This window comes from Achromobacter sp. RTa, from assembly GCF_000757485.1.
In the GTDB taxonomy this organism is placed as follows: domain Bacteria; phylum Pseudomonadota; class Gammaproteobacteria; order Burkholderiales; family Burkholderiaceae_B; genus Achromobacter.
In genome coordinates this window covers 496,226-510,609 of sequence record NZ_JPYO01000027.1, presented here as the reverse complement: position 1 = coordinate 510,609, position 14,384 = coordinate 496,226, and the positions used below count along the sequence as shown (strand labels likewise).

At 66.1% G+C, this 14,384-nt stretch carries 13 protein-coding genes and 1 riboswitch; of the genes, 8 read left to right on the top strand and 5 right to left on the bottom strand.

Annotated elements, in window-relative coordinates:
• The first annotated feature begins 119 nt into the window (after positions 1-119).
• Positions 120-286: riboswitch (yybP-ykoY riboswitch) on the top strand.
• A gap of 79 nt (positions 287-365) precedes the next feature.
• From JL37_RS10480 to JL37_RS10460, 5 genes are all read left to right on the top strand, one after another.
• On the top strand, positions 366-1,370 hold the full coding sequence (locus JL37_RS10480; protein WP_043543791.1) for a sodium:calcium antiporter: 1,005 nt from the start codon (positions 366-368) through the stop codon (positions 1,368-1,370).
• Positions 1,371-1,801: 431 nt separating this feature from the next.
• A complete protein-coding gene (locus tag JL37_RS10475; RefSeq protein ID WP_043543789.1) occupies positions 1,802-2,137 on the top strand; it encodes a hypothetical protein in 336 nt (111 codons plus the stop codon).
• Positions 2,138-2,558: 421 nt separating this feature from the next.
• Positions 2,559-5,357, top strand: coding sequence for a magnesium-translocating P-type ATPase (mgtA, locus tag JL37_RS10470; protein ID WP_043543788.1), 2,799 nt, complete (start codon positions 2,559-2,561; stop codon positions 5,355-5,357).
• Positions 5,358-5,413: 56 nt separating this feature from the next.
• On the top strand, positions 5,414-6,517 hold the full coding sequence (locus JL37_RS10465) for a porin (protein WP_043543787.1): 1,104 nt from the start codon (positions 5,414-5,416) through the stop codon (positions 6,515-6,517).
• An 81-nt stretch (positions 6,518-6,598) separates the two neighbouring features.
• Positions 6,599-7,459, top strand: a complete 861-nt coding sequence (locus tag JL37_RS10460) for a cytochrome c oxidase assembly protein (RefSeq protein WP_043543786.1) — start codon at positions 6,599-6,601, stop codon at positions 7,457-7,459.
• Between the two features lie 19 nt (positions 7,460-7,478).
• On the opposite strand, the gene galU is transcribed toward JL37_RS10460, so the two are convergent.
• Positions 7,479-8,330: a UTP--glucose-1-phosphate uridylyltransferase GalU gene (gene galU / locus JL37_RS10455; protein WP_043543886.1), complete on the bottom strand. Its 852-nt coding sequence runs from the start codon at positions 8,328-8,330 to the stop codon at positions 7,479-7,481.
• Between the two features lie 57 nt (positions 8,331-8,387).
• Here galU and JL37_RS10450 point away from each other — a divergent pair, with 57 nt between their 5' ends.
• The gene (locus JL37_RS10450; protein WP_052097051.1) at positions 8,388-9,911 is read left to right on the top strand and encodes a M48 family metalloprotease; all 1,524 of its coding nucleotides are present in this window, start codon (positions 8,388-8,390) and stop codon (positions 9,909-9,911) included.
• Positions 9,912-9,964: 53 nt separating this feature from the next.
• Here JL37_RS10450 and JL37_RS10445 read toward each other — a convergent pair whose 3' ends face one another.
• The 4 genes from JL37_RS10445 to JL37_RS10430 form a co-directional block, all read right to left on the bottom strand.
• Positions 9,965-11,065 carry a YheT family hydrolase gene (locus tag JL37_RS10445; RefSeq protein ID WP_043543785.1) on the bottom strand — a complete coding sequence of 367 codons (1,101 nt, stop codon included), beginning with the start codon at positions 11,063-11,065 and terminating at the stop codon, positions 9,965-9,967.
• A 17-nt stretch (positions 11,066-11,082) separates the two neighbouring features.
• Complete coding sequence (locus JL37_RS10440) at positions 11,083-11,505, bottom strand: nuclear transport factor 2 family protein (RefSeq protein WP_043543784.1); 423 nt, start codon at positions 11,503-11,505, stop codon at positions 11,083-11,085.
• 36 nt (positions 11,506-11,541) lie between these two features.
• Entirely contained in the window at positions 11,542-11,763 is a 222-nt protein-coding gene (locus JL37_RS10435; RefSeq protein WP_043543783.1) for a zinc-finger domain-containing protein, read from the bottom strand.
• Between the two features lie 78 nt (positions 11,764-11,841).
• Entirely contained in the window at positions 11,842-12,762 is a 921-nt protein-coding gene (locus tag JL37_RS10430) for a branched-chain amino acid transaminase (RefSeq protein ID WP_043543781.1), read from the bottom strand.
• A gap of 245 nt (positions 12,763-13,007) precedes the next feature.
• On the opposite strand from JL37_RS10430, the gene JL37_RS10425 reads away from it, so the two are divergent.
• Both JL37_RS10425 and JL37_RS10420 read left to right on the top strand, forming a co-directional pair.
• On the top strand, positions 13,008-13,757 hold the full coding sequence (locus JL37_RS10425) for an AzlC family ABC transporter permease (RefSeq protein WP_043543780.1): 750 nt from the start codon (positions 13,008-13,010) through the stop codon (positions 13,755-13,757).
• The gene (locus JL37_RS10420) at positions 13,754-14,089 is read left to right on the top strand and encodes an AzlD domain-containing protein (RefSeq protein WP_043543779.1); all 336 of its coding nucleotides are present in this window, start codon (positions 13,754-13,756) and stop codon (positions 14,087-14,089) included. Before JL37_RS10425 ends, JL37_RS10420 begins: the two co-directional genes overlap by 4 nt.
• Positions 14,090-14,384: the final 295 nt, after the last annotated feature.

Here is a 14,384-nt window from a genome sequence, read left to right as displayed (position 1 = left end):
GGACAGGGCGCGAACCCCGGCAAAGGTGAGGATGCCGTTTACTTTACCCGCCATCCCCGAAACACGACACCCCGCGCCGCCTTCGCGGGAATTGCTGGACGGGCGTCCCCAGGCTGCTACAATCGCGGCTCTGTCATTGGGGAGTAGCCATCCTTTGTCCCCACAAAGGAGCTAGCGTCAACAGACTTGGTGGTTCAGCGCTGCGGAGCAGCCGCTAGAACTCCATGGCGCTAGCGGTTTCCATGCTCGGCGGCGCGCCCGCCGCATGGATCAGCCAGGCGAGACCTTTGGCCGCATTGCGTTCACCCTGGCCGGGCGAGCCGCAATGTCGCGCCAATGGTTTCTGCTCGTCCGGCTGCGTCTATATGTTGCTCACCCTGTTCCTGTTTTTCCTGTCTGCGGCAGTGATCTATTTCGCCTGCGAGTACTTCGTGAACGGCGTCGAATGGGTCGGCCATCGATTTCAGCTGGGCGCCACCGCCACCGGCACCGTGCTTGCCGCCTTCGGCACCGCCTTGCCGGAAAGCGCGGTGACCTTCATGGCCGTGGTCTTCGGCGATACCCCCGAGCAGAAAGACATCGGTGTCGGCGCCGCCATGGGCGGGCCGCTGGTGCTGGCGACGCTTGCCTATGCGGTCGTTGGCCTGGCTCTGTGGCGCGCGCGCCGTGGCCGGCCCAACCAGGTTGCCTGTATCAACGCGGACCAGCGCCGGCTGGCCCGCGACCAGGCCTGGTTCCTGGGCATTTTCGTCTTCAAGGTGGGGCTGGGGCTGCTGGCGTTCGCTTGGAAGCCCTGGCTGGGCATCCTGTTCCTGGCGACCTATGGCCTGTACGTCAAGCGCGAGCTCAGCAATGACGAAGAGTGCATGGATTGCGAGGACCTGGAGCCGCTCAAGCTGCGCCCCCGCGATGAGAATCCGACCCTGTCCTGGGCGATTACGCAGACGGCGCTGGCGTTGGCGGTGATCGCCGGGGCCTCGCACGTGTTCGTGAACCAGATAGAGCTCTTGGGCGTGGCCATGGGCGCCTCGCCCCACGTCGCCGCCTTGCTGCTCGCGCCCGTCGCGACCGAGCTGCCCGAAATCATGAACGCCCTGATCTGGGTTCGGCAGGGCAAGGAGCGGCTGGCGCTGGCCAATATCTCCGGCGCCATGATGATCCAGGCCACCATCCCCAGCGCGCTGGGCATCTTCATGACGCCGTGGATGCTGGATGCGCCCCTGCTGATGGCCGGCCTTTTCACCATGCTGTCGATCAGCCTGCTGTGGCTGCGCTTCCACCGCTCGGCCATGAGCGTGCCTGCCCTGTCCGCGGTGGGCGGGCTGTATGCCTTGTTCGCGGCCTATCTGGGCTGGCATTTCTACGTCTGAGCGGGCTTGCGGCGCGGGTTCGTCCCGCGCCAGCGCTTTTTAGGACTTTTCTGGTGGCAAAGCCTTGTCCATCAGTAAAAACCCGAGTAAAATCTTGCTGTTATCCATCCCAGGAGCAGTCTTCGTGAATACCGATTCCGGCGAAAGTTGTCGATCTTGCATCGACGCCGCTGTTTGACAGGTCCACGCAGAACTCCGTCTGCCGCAGCCTGTTGAACAGGTTGCGGTCGTATCCCAAGCCCCAGGCTCCGGCCGGGGGAACAGCGCAAGCCAGCGGCTTGCCGGGAACCTCCCCAACATAAACGCCAGAACCGCCGCCAGCCGCAGCGACCGCGTTCGCGCACGCTTGTTCCGTGCCTGACCGCCATGCGCCGCGCAGGCGTGCGCGCGTACTCGCGATCACGCTCCCCATTCTTGCAATGGAGGTCGTTATGCGTTTCTTCGACTTGTTCCTGCGCCGCGCCGGCGTGGACCGTGCCACCGCCATGAGCCGCCGCCGCGGCACTTCGCGCTTGACAGTCATTTGTCCGCGCGGCGAGCTGGGCGCCTTGCGCAAGCAGATCTACCTCGATTTCAGCGCCGCCGGCCTGGCCGTTTCGCAGGTCCAGATCGACCAGGGCCATGACCCGGACATGGCGTCCGCCTGCATCACCGTCAACTGCCCCCCCGAACTGCGGGCCGAACTGATGTCGCAGGCGCGCCGCCTGAGCGCCAACCCCGCCGTGCGCCGCGTGCATTTCGGCGCGCAAGCCGCGCTGGCCGCCTGACGCCGCCAGCCGTTTCACAGGAGAGATCATGCCTAGTGCCTTAGACCCTGAACCTCGATTGCGCCCAGTGCGCGGCACCTGCATGCCTGTCTGACCCGTCTTCTCGCTGCGAGCCGACGATCGGATAGCCATTCCGGTCCGTACGGAGTCCGCAGCCCAGGATCCCCGGCCTGGCCCACATCGCGTGCGCCATTTCATCGGCCCGGATTCCTTCGCCAGCTCCCCTTCCGTTTTCCGCACTCCGGCGCTCCACGACGCGATCCGGACACCGGCAACATTGCCCCGGCGCCTGCGCACGTCCGCTTGCGGCGGACCGACGGCTTTCCTCGCGCAAGCCGCCGGCCGCTGCCGGCCGCGCGCGGGCGCCGCGGGCGGGGTCGTCCGTGTCTCCAACAACAACACGAAAAACCGGAGCACTCCGATGTTTAGCTTCCTGAAGTCATTCTTTTCGTCTGCCGCCGGCTTGCGGCGCACCGGGCGCCATTTCCGCCGCTCGCCCATGCCGTTGCAGGGCGGGACCGCCGTAACCGCCTCCTCGGAAGCCAGCCGCCACGCGAACCGGCAGATGCTGGACCTGTCGCGCATGGACGACGGCGCCTTGTTCTCCTTGTTCGGCAGCGGCCGGGGAGGGCTGTCGGAAACCCAGGCCCAGGCCGCGCGCGAGCGCTATGGAGCCAACGAGGTCGACCACGAAAAGCCCTTGTCCTGGCATGCCCATCTTTGGCTGTCCTACCGCAATCCGTTCAATCTCCTGCTGACCGTGCTTGCGGCGCTGTCGTGGATCACCGATGTCCGCATGGCCGAGCCGGAAGAGCAGTCCTGGACGGCGGCGATCATTATCGGATCGATGGTTCTGATCTCCACCGTGCTGCGGTTCGTCCAGGAGCGCCGTTCCAACCGCTCGGCCGAAGCGCTGAAGGCCATGGTGCAGAATACGGCGACCGTCCTGCGCAGCGACACCGCCGGGCCGGAGGGGAACGGCGCCCACCGCTACTACGGCGACACCTTGCATGCCAGCGGGTCGAGGCAGGTCGAGGTTCCCCTGGCCGGACTGGTGCCCGGCGACGTGGTCCTGCTGTCCGCGGGCGACATGATTCCCGCCGACTGCCGCATCCTGGCGGCCAAGGACCTGTTCGTGGCGCAGGCCGCCCTGACCGGCGAATCGCTGCCCGTCGAAAAGCACGCCCGGCAGCATGCCTCCACCGCCAGCGCCCTTGAGCTCGAGAACATGGCGTTCATGGGCACCAACGTGGTCAGCGGCGCCGGCACCGCCCTGGTGGTGGCGACGGGATCGCGGACCTATTTCGGCCAGTTGGCCGGCCGCGTCACCCAGGCCAGCCGCGCGCCCACCCAGTTCCAGCAGGGCATCAACCGCGTCAGCTGGGTGCTGATCCGCTTCATGCTGGTCATGGCGCCCATCGTCATGCTGATCAACGGCTTCACCAAGGGGGACTGGCTGGAGGCGCTGCTGTTCGCCCTGGCCATCGCCGTGGGATTGACGCCCGAAATGCTGCCGATGATCGTCACCGCCACGCTGGCCAAGGGCGCCTTGCGCATGTCCCGGCGCAAAGTGGTGGTCAAGCGCCTCGACGCCATCCAGAATCTGGGGGCGATGAACGTGCTGTGCACCGACAAGACCGGCACCCTGACCCAGGACCGCATCGTGCTGGAGCGGCACACCGACGTCTACGGCGCAAGCTGCGACGACGTGCTGGCCTATGCCTATCTCAACAGCCACTATCAGACGGGCTTGAAGAATCTGCTGGACGTGGCCGTGCTGCAGCACGCCGAAGTGGAGCGCAAGCTGAACCTGGCCGCGAAGTACCGCAAGGTCGACGAGATTCCCTTCGACTTCTCGCGGCGCCGCATGTCGGTCGTCGTGAACGAAACCGAGAACGGCCGCGACCACCACGAGCTGATCTGCAAGGGCGCGCTGGAGGAAATGCTGTCCGTGTGCACCCGCCTGCGGGCGGGCAACGAGGTACATCTGCTGACCGAGGCGCGCAGGGCGGATATCCGCCGCGTGACGGCCGAACTGAACCGCGACGGCCTGCGCGTCATTGCCGTGGGCGTGAAGGAAATGCCGCCCACGCAGGACGCCTATGGCGTGGCGGACGAATCCGACCTGGTGCTGATGGGATACATCGCGTTCCTGGATCCTCCCAAGGAGTCCACCGGCCCGGCCCTCGCGGCGCTCAGGAACTCGGGCATCGAAGTGAAGGTGCTGACGGGCGACGTGGAGCTGGTCACGCAGAAAGTCTGCCGCGAGGTGGATTTCGAGGTCCGCAAGATCTGCCTGGGCGCCGAGATCGAGGAAATGGACGACCGGCAGCTGGCCGCCGCCGTGCGGGAGGCCAATGTGTTCGCGCGCCTGACTCCCGCCCACAAGGAAAGAATCGTGCGCAGCCTGAGGGCGCAGGGCTGCACCGTGGGATTCATGGGCGACGGCATCAACGACGCGCCGGCGCTGCGGGCGGCGGACGTGGGGATTTCCGTGGACTCGGCGGTCGACATCTCGAAGGAGGCCGCCGACATCATCCTGCTCGAAAAGAGCCTGATGGTGCTGGAGGACGGCGTAATCGAAGGCCGCAAGACCTTCTGCAACATGCTCAAGTACCTGAAGATGACGGCCAGCTCCAACTTCGGCAACGTCTTCTCGGTGCTGGTGGCCAGCGCATTCCTGCCCTTCCTGCCCATGCTGCCCATCCATCTGCTGCTGCAGAATTTGATGTACGACATCTCCCAGACGGCGATTCCGTTCGACAATGTGGACGAAGAATTGCTGAAGCAGCCCCAGCAGTGGGATCCGGCCGGCCTGGGACGCTTCATGGTGTTCTTCGGGCCCATCAGTTCCATTTTCGACATCGCCACCTATGCGCTCATGTGGTACGTATTCCAGGCCAATGCCCCGGAACACCAGACGCTGTTCCAGTCGGGCTGGTTCGTCGAGGGCCTGCTGTCGCAGACGCTCATCGTGCACATGATCCGCACGCGCAAGATTCCCTTCCTGCAAAGCCGCGCCGCGTGGCCGCTGATGGGGATGACGCTGATGGTCGTGACCCTGGGCCTGTTGCTGCCGTTCTCGCCGCTGGCCGAGTATTTCCAGCTGCAGGCGCTGCCGTGGAGCTACTTCCCGTGGCTGGTGGGCATTCTGTTCGGCTATTGCGTGCTGACGCAGTTGCTGAAGGGTATCTGGGTACGCCGCTACGGCTGGCAATAAATGGGCCATGGCGTCGGCGGCGGGCGGCAGGCCCGCCGCCGGATCGGGAGATATGCATGAAAAGCTATTTTTGGAGCGCGCTGGCGGCGGCAGGCTTGGTTTTTCCTCTGGGGGCGCGTGCCGCCGACGGCGGGCCGGGCCTGCAGTTGTACGGTGTGGTGGACGCCGGCCTGGCCGTCACGAATACCTCGGGGCAGGGCAGTCATGCCGGCCTGCTCAATGGCGGGCTCACGGATTCCCTGTGGGGCCTGGCGGGCGCGGAGGACATGGGAGGCGGCTGGCGCACCCGCTTCCAGCTGGAAAGCGGCTTCGACCCGTCTTCGGGCAAGGAGGCTGACGACAACAGCCTGTTCAACTACGCCGCCTGGGTCGGCCTGGGGCATGAAGGCTACGGAGAACTGCGGCTGGGGCGGCAGCACACGGTGGGCCAGGTCTACGGCAATGCGCTGGAGATCGCTTCCTGGAAGGAGATGGGCATGGGCGCCACGTTCAAGGCGTCCGACAACTACCAGTTCGACAACCTCGTGAATTACTACTCGCCGGTCTGGCGGGGGTTCCAGGCGGGCGTCGGCTATTCCTTCGACGCCGACGGCCAGGACCGCTTCCGCACCGCCGCCAACAACCGCGCGTTCAGCGCGGGCCTGAAGTACGAGGACGGGCCCTTGCTGGCGGTCGCCACCTGGGACCAGCTGCGGCTGGCGGACGCGCCCGCGGGCAGCGGCGGACGGCCGCAGGCCGTCCAGCTCGGGGTCTCGTACGATTTCGAGGTGCTGAAGCTGTCGCTCGCCTGGTCGCGACAGCGCAACGGCTATGCCGGCCTGGACGGCGGCGATCCGGACGATCTGGGCCTGAACCTCGGACCCGCTGCATTCGTGCGCGGCGGCACGGTCGACGCCTGGCTGGTCGGCGCCAGCGTGCCCATGGGGCCTGGCGCCGTGCTGTTGCAATGGTCGCTGGCGCATCCGGATTGGCAATGGGACAACGGCGCGGCGGCGCGCAATGCGCAAGTGGTGACCCTGGGCTACACCTACGGCCTGTCCCCGCGCACGACGCTCTATGCCTTCGCCGGCTACGCCTCGAACTACACGCTGGACAACCAGTTCGATCCAGGCCATTCCCACACCGCCCGATTCGGCACGGGCATCTCGCACCGGTTCTGAACGCCGGGGTCTACTACAATCGACGGGACGTGGAGCCTGGCTCCGGTCCTCGTCTCCCCCGAAGTTTTCCGGACGGTTTGCATGGATAGTCTCGAATGGCTCGTACCCTGGGAGTTTTCTCCCACGCTGGTGGCCTCCTTTCTGGTGGCCATCGTGCTGTTCGTGCGCGGCCAGCGGGTGCATCGCGTCACCGGCGTCCGCAAGGCCCTGTTCTGGGCGGGCATGGTGCTGTTGTACCTGTCCATGCATACCCGGCTGGATTACTACGCCGAACGCATGTTCTTCATCCACCGCATCCAGCACCTGGTCCTGCATCATCTGGGACCGCTGCTGGTGATGGCGGCATTCCCGGGGCAGGCCATGCGGGCCGGCCTGCCCATGGCGTGGCGCATCAGGCTGCGCGATTTCCTGCGCACCGGCACGGGCCGGGCCACGGTGGCGGTACTGACCAACAAGATCTTCGTGCCGTCGTTGTTCGTCTTCCTGGTGCTGGTCTGGCTGATTCCGTCGGTGCAGTTCTATTCCATGCTCGACTGGCGCCTCTACCGGCTGATGAACTGGTCGGTGGTGATCAGCGGCTTCATGTACTGGAACCTGATCCTGGACCGCCGGCCCGCGCCGCCCGCGGCCATGACACCGGGCGGCCGGGTTATTTCGCCTGTGCTGACGATGCTGCCGCAAATGGTGGCGGGGGCGGTCATCGCCTTCACCGAAAGCGATATCTATCCCTTGTTCGAACTGTGCGGCCGCGCCATCGCGATGTCGGCCCAGACCGACCAGACCATTGGCGGGCTGACCATGTGGATCCCGGCGGCGCTGGTCGAGGTGATCGGCCTGATGGTGGCGCTGGGAACCTTGATGCGGCTGTCGGCCAAGGGGCGCCTGCGCAAGGCGGACCGCGACGCGCAGGCACGCGCCAAGGCCCGCGCGGTGTCGGCCTAGGCGCGCTCGGCGCCTGCGTTCATTCCGGCTCCAGGCCGTGGTATTTCTTGCCCAGCGCCACGGTGGCCTGGAACATGCCGGCCTTGCTGCCGCAGTCGTAGCGCACGCCTTCGTAGCGATGCGCGAACACGGCGCGCTCCCGCATCATCGAGGCGATGCCGTCCGTCAGTTGGATCTCGTTGCCGGCGCTCATCTTGGCTGAGCGCAGGTGGTCGAAGATGGCGGCCTCCAACACGTACCGGCCCACCACCGCCAGCGTCGAGGGCGCGGCTTCGGGATCGGGTTTTTCAACGATATGGGTGACGCGCTCCGTGCGTCGGTCAGAGCGGGCATCGCCCTCGCGGGTGGCCACGATCCCGTATTTGCGGGTATCGGCCCGGGGCACGTCCTGCACGCCCAGCACGCTGGCGTTCTGCTCGACGGCCACATCCACCAGCTGCTTCAATGCGGGCGTGTCGGAATCGATGAGGTCGTCGGCGAGCAGCACGGCGAAAGGTTCGTCGCCCACCGCCGGGGCGGCCGACAGCACGGCATGGCCCAGCCCCAGGGGGGCGGACTGGCGGATATACAGGCAGTTGACGTGCGCGGGTAGAATGCCCCGCACCATGGCCAGGAGCTCGTGCTTGCCTTTGCTTTCAAGGTCGGATTCCAGCTCGGGAGCGGAGTCGAAGTGGTCTTCGATGGCGCGTTTGTTGCGCCCTGTCACGAAAATAAGGTCGGTGATGCCGGCGGCGACGGCTTCTTCCACGGCATATTGGATCAGCGGCTTGTCGACCACTGGCAGCATTTCCTTGGGCATCGCCTTGGTGGCGGGAAGGAAGCGCGTGCCCATGCCGGCGACAGGGAAAACGGCTTTACGGACGGGACGCATTGAGACCTCGTTGGGGGTATCGATGAAACATTTTAAGCTCATCGCTATCATAGGCTTATGAACCGCAGGAAAATGCCATCCATTTGCTCGATTGCGAAACGGGGCGCAATCGTCGGTCTGTCCGTCGCGCTGGCCGTGCCCGGCCTTCCCGTCGCCGCCTGGGCGCAGCCGGTCGGCCTGCCCTCCATGGGCGCCGCCTCCGCAACCGAACTGTCCCCCATGCTGGAACGCAGCCTGGGGCAGGCCATCATGGCGCAGGGACGGCGGGATCCCACCTATATCGACGATCCCGAGCTCAGCCAGTACCTCACCACGATGGGCCGCAAGCTGGCGTCCTACGCGCCTGGGGGTGTGCCCGACGTCGAGATGTTCGGCGTGCGCGATCCCGAGATCAACGCTTTCGCGATGCCCGGCGGCTACATCGGCGTCAATACCGGTCTGATCGTGTCATCCGCCAGCGAATCCGAGCTGGCGGCGGTGCTGGCGCACGAAATCGGCCACGTCGTGCAGCGCCACATCGCGCGCGGCATGACGCAGCAGAACCAGAACGGCATGCTGATGCTGGCCAGCCTGGCCGGCGCGCTGCTGGCGGCCCTGGCCGGCGGGGGCGGCAATCTGGCGGTGGGCGTGGCGGCTTTCGGCCAGGCCGCCGCCATCAACCGCCAGCTGGGCTTCTCGCGCGACGCCGAACGCGAGGCCGATCGCGCCGGTTTCCAGATGCTGACCAAGGCGGGCTACGACGCCCAGGGCATGTCGCAGATGTTCGCGCGCCTGATGAACGCGTCACGCCTGAACGAGGGCGCGGGCGGCGGCTCCTGGGCCAGCACTCACCCGCTATCCATCGAGCGCATGTCCGACGTGCAGAACCGCGTGCGCGGCCTGCCGGTGTCCCGCCACGTGGACAGCGACGATTTCTGGTACCTGCGCGCCAAGATGCGCGTGGTGCAGGGGCGCGACGCCGTCAGCCTGCGCTCGGCCGGGCAGCAATTGCAGGACGAGGTGCAGGCGCTATCCGGTGTGCGCCGGTCCGCCGCGTACTACGGCCTGGCGTTGCAGGCGTTCCAACGCAACAACCTGGCCGAGGCCGAGCGCAACCTGGCCCTGGCCGCCGCGGATGGCCGCAATTCATCCCAGTTGGCGAAACTCGGCGTGGACGTGGCGCTGGCGCGCAAGGAGTATCCGAAGGCGCTGGAACTGGCGCAGGCCGCGGTCAAGCGCTGGCCCGACCAGCGGGCCCTGGGCATCGCCTACGCCCAGGCGTTGCAGAGCGTCGGCCGCCATACGGACGCGCAGGAATACCTGCGGGCCAAGATCAAGCAATGGGGCAACGACGAGCCCAGCCTGTACCAGATGCTGGCGCAAAGCGAGGAACGCAACGGCAAGCCCGTGGCCGCGCGCAGGGACCTGGCGCGCTACTACGTGATGACCGGAGCGTTCGCCGCCGCCGAATCGCAGCTGCAGCAGGCGCGCGGCATGTCCACCGACTTCTACGAGCAGTCGCAGATCGACGTGCAGATCAAGGAAGTGAAGGACAAGCTGGCCGAAGAAAGGCAGTTGCTGGAGCGGTTCAAGTCGGGCTGAGGAAAGAGATGTCCCGCAAGCCGGTGTCTGACACCACCCCCAAAAGCAAAACCCTATAACCCCGTCTCGAAGAACCGCCCCAATCTCTGCGGCAGCCAGTTCAAATGGGCCGGGAAGCTTCCCGTCGGAAAGCCTGCATGCCCGCCGTCCGTCGGCTGGTGCAGCAGGATGGACGGAGAGCATTCGTCCACCCCGGGCAGCGACGCGGCCGGAATAAAGGGGTCGTTGCGGGCGTTGAGCACCAGCGTGGGCACGGATATCTTGGAGAGCCAGGGCTTGCTGGAAGCGCGCGTCCAGTAATCCAGCGCATTCCGGAAGCCATGCATGGGCGCTGTATAGGTATCGTCGAATTCGCGCAGGTCGTGCGCGTGCGCGATGCGCATGACGTCGACCGCGCCGGGGAACCGGTGCGCCTTTTCCAGCACCTTGTGCTTGAGCGTCTTCAGGAAGTGAGCGGTATAGACCCGGCGGTTGAAGAGGCCGGTGGACAGGGTCTTGCCGCAAGTCACCAGGTCCAGCGGCGCGGAGACGCCGGCGCAGGCGCTCAGCCAGCGGGTATCTTCCTGGTGCTCTCCCAGGTATTTCAGCAGCGCGTTCCCGCCCAGCGACACGCCTACCGCATGCCAGCGCGCGTGCGGGATGCGCTGGCGCACGGTTTCCAGCATGAAGCCTACTTCGGCCGAGTCGCCGGAGTAGTAGGCGCGGGCCAGGCGGTTGGGCACGCCCGAGCAGCCGCGGAAATGCGCGATCACCACGATCCAGCCGCGCGCCCGGAAATGGTGCGCGATGGACTGCGCATAACGGCTGTTGCTGCCGCCTTCCAGGCCGTGGAACAGGATCAGCGCGGGTGTGTCGGGATTGTGCGGAAGGGATTTCCAGTCCGCTTCCGTCATCCACCGCGCCGCGGCGGTCTTGCCATTGGCGACGGGGCGCTGCCCGCTGACGGGCGCGCCGTCGGCCGCCTTGTGCGGAAACAGCCCGGGACCGGTCCAGTCGAAGTCGACGAAATCGGTGTCGGGCGTGTCCACCCGCTCGCGCACGAACGCGATGCGGTGATACTGCGCGAACAAGGCGGCGTAAACCGTCTGGCTGTCGCCTCCGGGCAACCAGGAGGGAACGGGGCAGGGCGTTGTATCAAGACGAGCAGCAGCCAACGAGAAATCCACCCGGTTCAGTGCAACATGTCGGGCACGTCGTGCAAGTCGAGCACCCCGGCTTCCGTGGGCGCCGGCGAGGCATGGTGCATGACCATGCGCCAGCCGGTGGGGCCCTTGTGGTAGATGTTCGTGGCGTAGCAATTGGCGAATTGCGTGCCTTCCCGCGTGCGCACCGCCACCTGTTCGACCAGCACGTGCACCGCGCACATCATGCTCAGCATGACCAGCGGGCGCAACGGGCGGATGTGCAGGGGGCCGTTGGCCAGCACCTGCTGCCAGGATTCCTGCACCGCCGAGTGGCCGACGATGCGCAGGCCTCCCGGATGGATGCAGACGACTTCCTCGTCGTCGGCCCAGACTTGCATCAGGCGAATGCTGTCCGCCTGCTCAAGGGCTTCGTAGAACGCGTGTTCTGCTTCTTCGGGCGTGGCGAACATAGGTGCGGAAACAGGGTGTGCGTTATGGAGCGGGGCTCAGTGCCCGTGGCCGTGCAGCACCGTGCCGGCCTTCAGGCGGTATTCGGCGCCGCAGTAGGCGCAGCTGGCGGAGCCGGTGCGCGCCACGTCCAGGAAGACGCGGGGGTGCATGCTCCAGAGCGGAGCCTTGGGGCCGGGACAGAAGACGGGGAGGTCTTCCGCGCCGACTTCGATGACTTCGTGGGAGTGAGGGACGGCGGCCGGAGCAGCAGCGGTCATGGATATTCCTGAAAAAAAAACCGGTAATCGGCAGGTTGGGGCAATGGCGCGGCCTGGTCGCGGACCGGGCCGCTCGGATCAGACTTTGCTCAGCCAGTGATGGTACTTCGGGTTGCGGCCATTCACCACGTCAAAAAACGCTTTCTGCAACTGCTCGGTGATCGGGCCGCGCCGGCCGGAGCCGATCTGGCGGTTGTCCACTTCGCGGATGGGCGTCACTTCGGCCGCGGTGCCGGTGAAGAAAGCCTCGTCGGCGATATAGACGTCGTCGCGGGTCAGGCGCTTGGTCAGCACTCGCAGGCCGAGGTCGGCGGCCAGCGCGTGAATGGTACTGCGGGTGATGCCGGTCAGGGCGGAGGCGATCTCCGGTTCGCAGAGCACGCCGTCCTTGACGATGAAGAGGTTCTCGCCCGAGCCTTCCGCCACGAAACCCTCGGTATCCAGCAGCAGGGCCTCGTCGTAGCCGTCCTGCAGGGCTTCCGTATTGGCCAGGATGGAGTTGGCGTAGGTGGTGGCCACCTTGGCGCGCGGCATGGTGACGTTCACGTGCTGGCGCGCGAAGGACGATACCTTGACCCGGATGCCCTGGGACAAGGCCTCTTCGCCCAAATAGGCGCCCCAGGGCCAGGCGGCAACCGCGACGTGCACCCGGGCGCCCTTTGGGGACACGCCCATCTTCTCGGGGCCGTAGAACACCAGCGGGCGCAGATAGCCGGATTCCAGCTGGTTCTCGCGCACGACGGCCTTCTGGGCCTCGTTGATCGCCTCGCGATCGAACGGCATGGGAATCTGGTAGATGTGCGCCGAGTTGAACAGGCGGTTGGTGTGGTCTTCGAGGCGGAAGATGGCGGTGCCGATCTCGGAGCGGTAGGCGCGCACGCCCTCGAATACCGACAGGCCGTAATGCAGGGAGTGTGTCAGGACGTGCGTGGTCGCGTCTCGCCACGGAACGAGCTTGCCGTCGTACCAGATGAAACCGTCGCGGTCAGCCATCGACATGGTGTTCTCCCATATGGAGCTTGCGCTGCCCGCGGCGCGGCGATCGCCGTACGCCCGGCCCGCAAGGGTCAAGAATCCAGAGGCGCATATTGTATCAAGCAGCGAGGTTACAATACGCGCCTATTCGCGCCCCGGCGCGGCCGCCAAGGCCGCGCGTTGTGCTTCCGGCGGGCGAACGGGTTGTCGTGCGTTCCTTTTCCTTAGAGTTTCCATGTCGTCCTGTCCGAATCGCCAGAGGCCAGCCGTTGTCCTCTGAATCCGCGCTTCCTGAATCCGAAGATCCGGCCGTGGTCCGACGGGAGCGCGCCACCGCTTTCCGCGCCGGCGTCCACGCTATCGTGCCCGCTCTGATCGCGACGGCGACCTGGGGACTCGTCACCGGGGTGGCCATGGTCAAGTCGGGCCTGACCGAATCCATGGCGCTGGCGATGACCCTGCTCCTGTATGCGGGTTCGGCCCAACTGACGTCCTTGCCGCTCATCGCCACCGGGGCGCCGCTCTGGCTGATCTTCGCCGCGGGCTGCGTCGTGAACCTGCGGTTCCTGATCTTCGGCGCGGCGCTGCAGCCTTATTTCCGCCACATGTCCTGGCCCAAGCGGCTCGGGCTGGGCTATTTCACGACCGACATGGGGTTCGTGCTGTTCATGCCGCGCTACGGCGACGCGGCCGAGCGCGGCACGCGCGAACAGCTCTGGTTCTTCCTCGGGACGATCGCGCCGGGCTGGTTCGTCTGGCAGACGTCCTCCATCATCGGCATCTACCTGGGCGCGATGGTGCCCACGGACTGGTCGCTGGACTTCGCGGCGGTGCTGGCGCTCCTGGCCATCACGGTGCCGCTGGCCAACTCCAAGCCCATGCTGATTTCCATGCTGGCTGCGGGGGTGGTGGCCTGGACGGGGCAGGTCCTGCCCCTGCGCCTGGGCCTTGCGGCGGCCGTGGTGGCCGGCGTCGTCGCGGGTATCGCGGCCGAACGCTACTTCAAGGCCCGCGCATGACTCTCTGGCCCTCCGAAATCTACGTTTATTCCGCCATCCTGCTCCTGGCGCTGTGCAGTGTGCTGACCCGCGCCGGCTTCATGCTGTTCGGCGACTACATTCCCTTGCCGGACGGGGTGCGGCGAGCGCTGCGCTACGCCCCCGCCGCCGCCCTGACCGCGATCCTCGTGCCCGACCTGCTGCCCTGGAAGGCCGGGCTGGGCCCCGTGTTCGACTACAAGCTGGTGGCCGGGGTGCTGGCCGTGCTGGTTTTCCTGCGCACCCGCAGCGCGGTCCTGGTGATCGTCGTGGGCATGCTGGCCTTGTGGGGCCTGCGCTGGCTGGCGGGCTGACGGATTTTTCCAGAGTGTCCGCTAGGTGGACGCTTTTGGTATGCCTGGCGGGCGCTTGCGGCATGCCCTCAAGGGGCTTCGTAACGCCTTTCCGAGGCCGGTTTGACCGTGCCGCAATGAGGCTGCGCTAAAATCAAGTTATCCACAGCAATCCGGGCCTGGTACTGCCCTCATAAGTATCGACTCCAGAACGCGCGGCCTGGCCTGCAAGGCGGGATGCAGTTGCGCGTGTCCAGATTGTCCCGATGCATATGTAGTGCAGTGCATGCAGCACTCTCGTTTTGTTCTTTTTCAT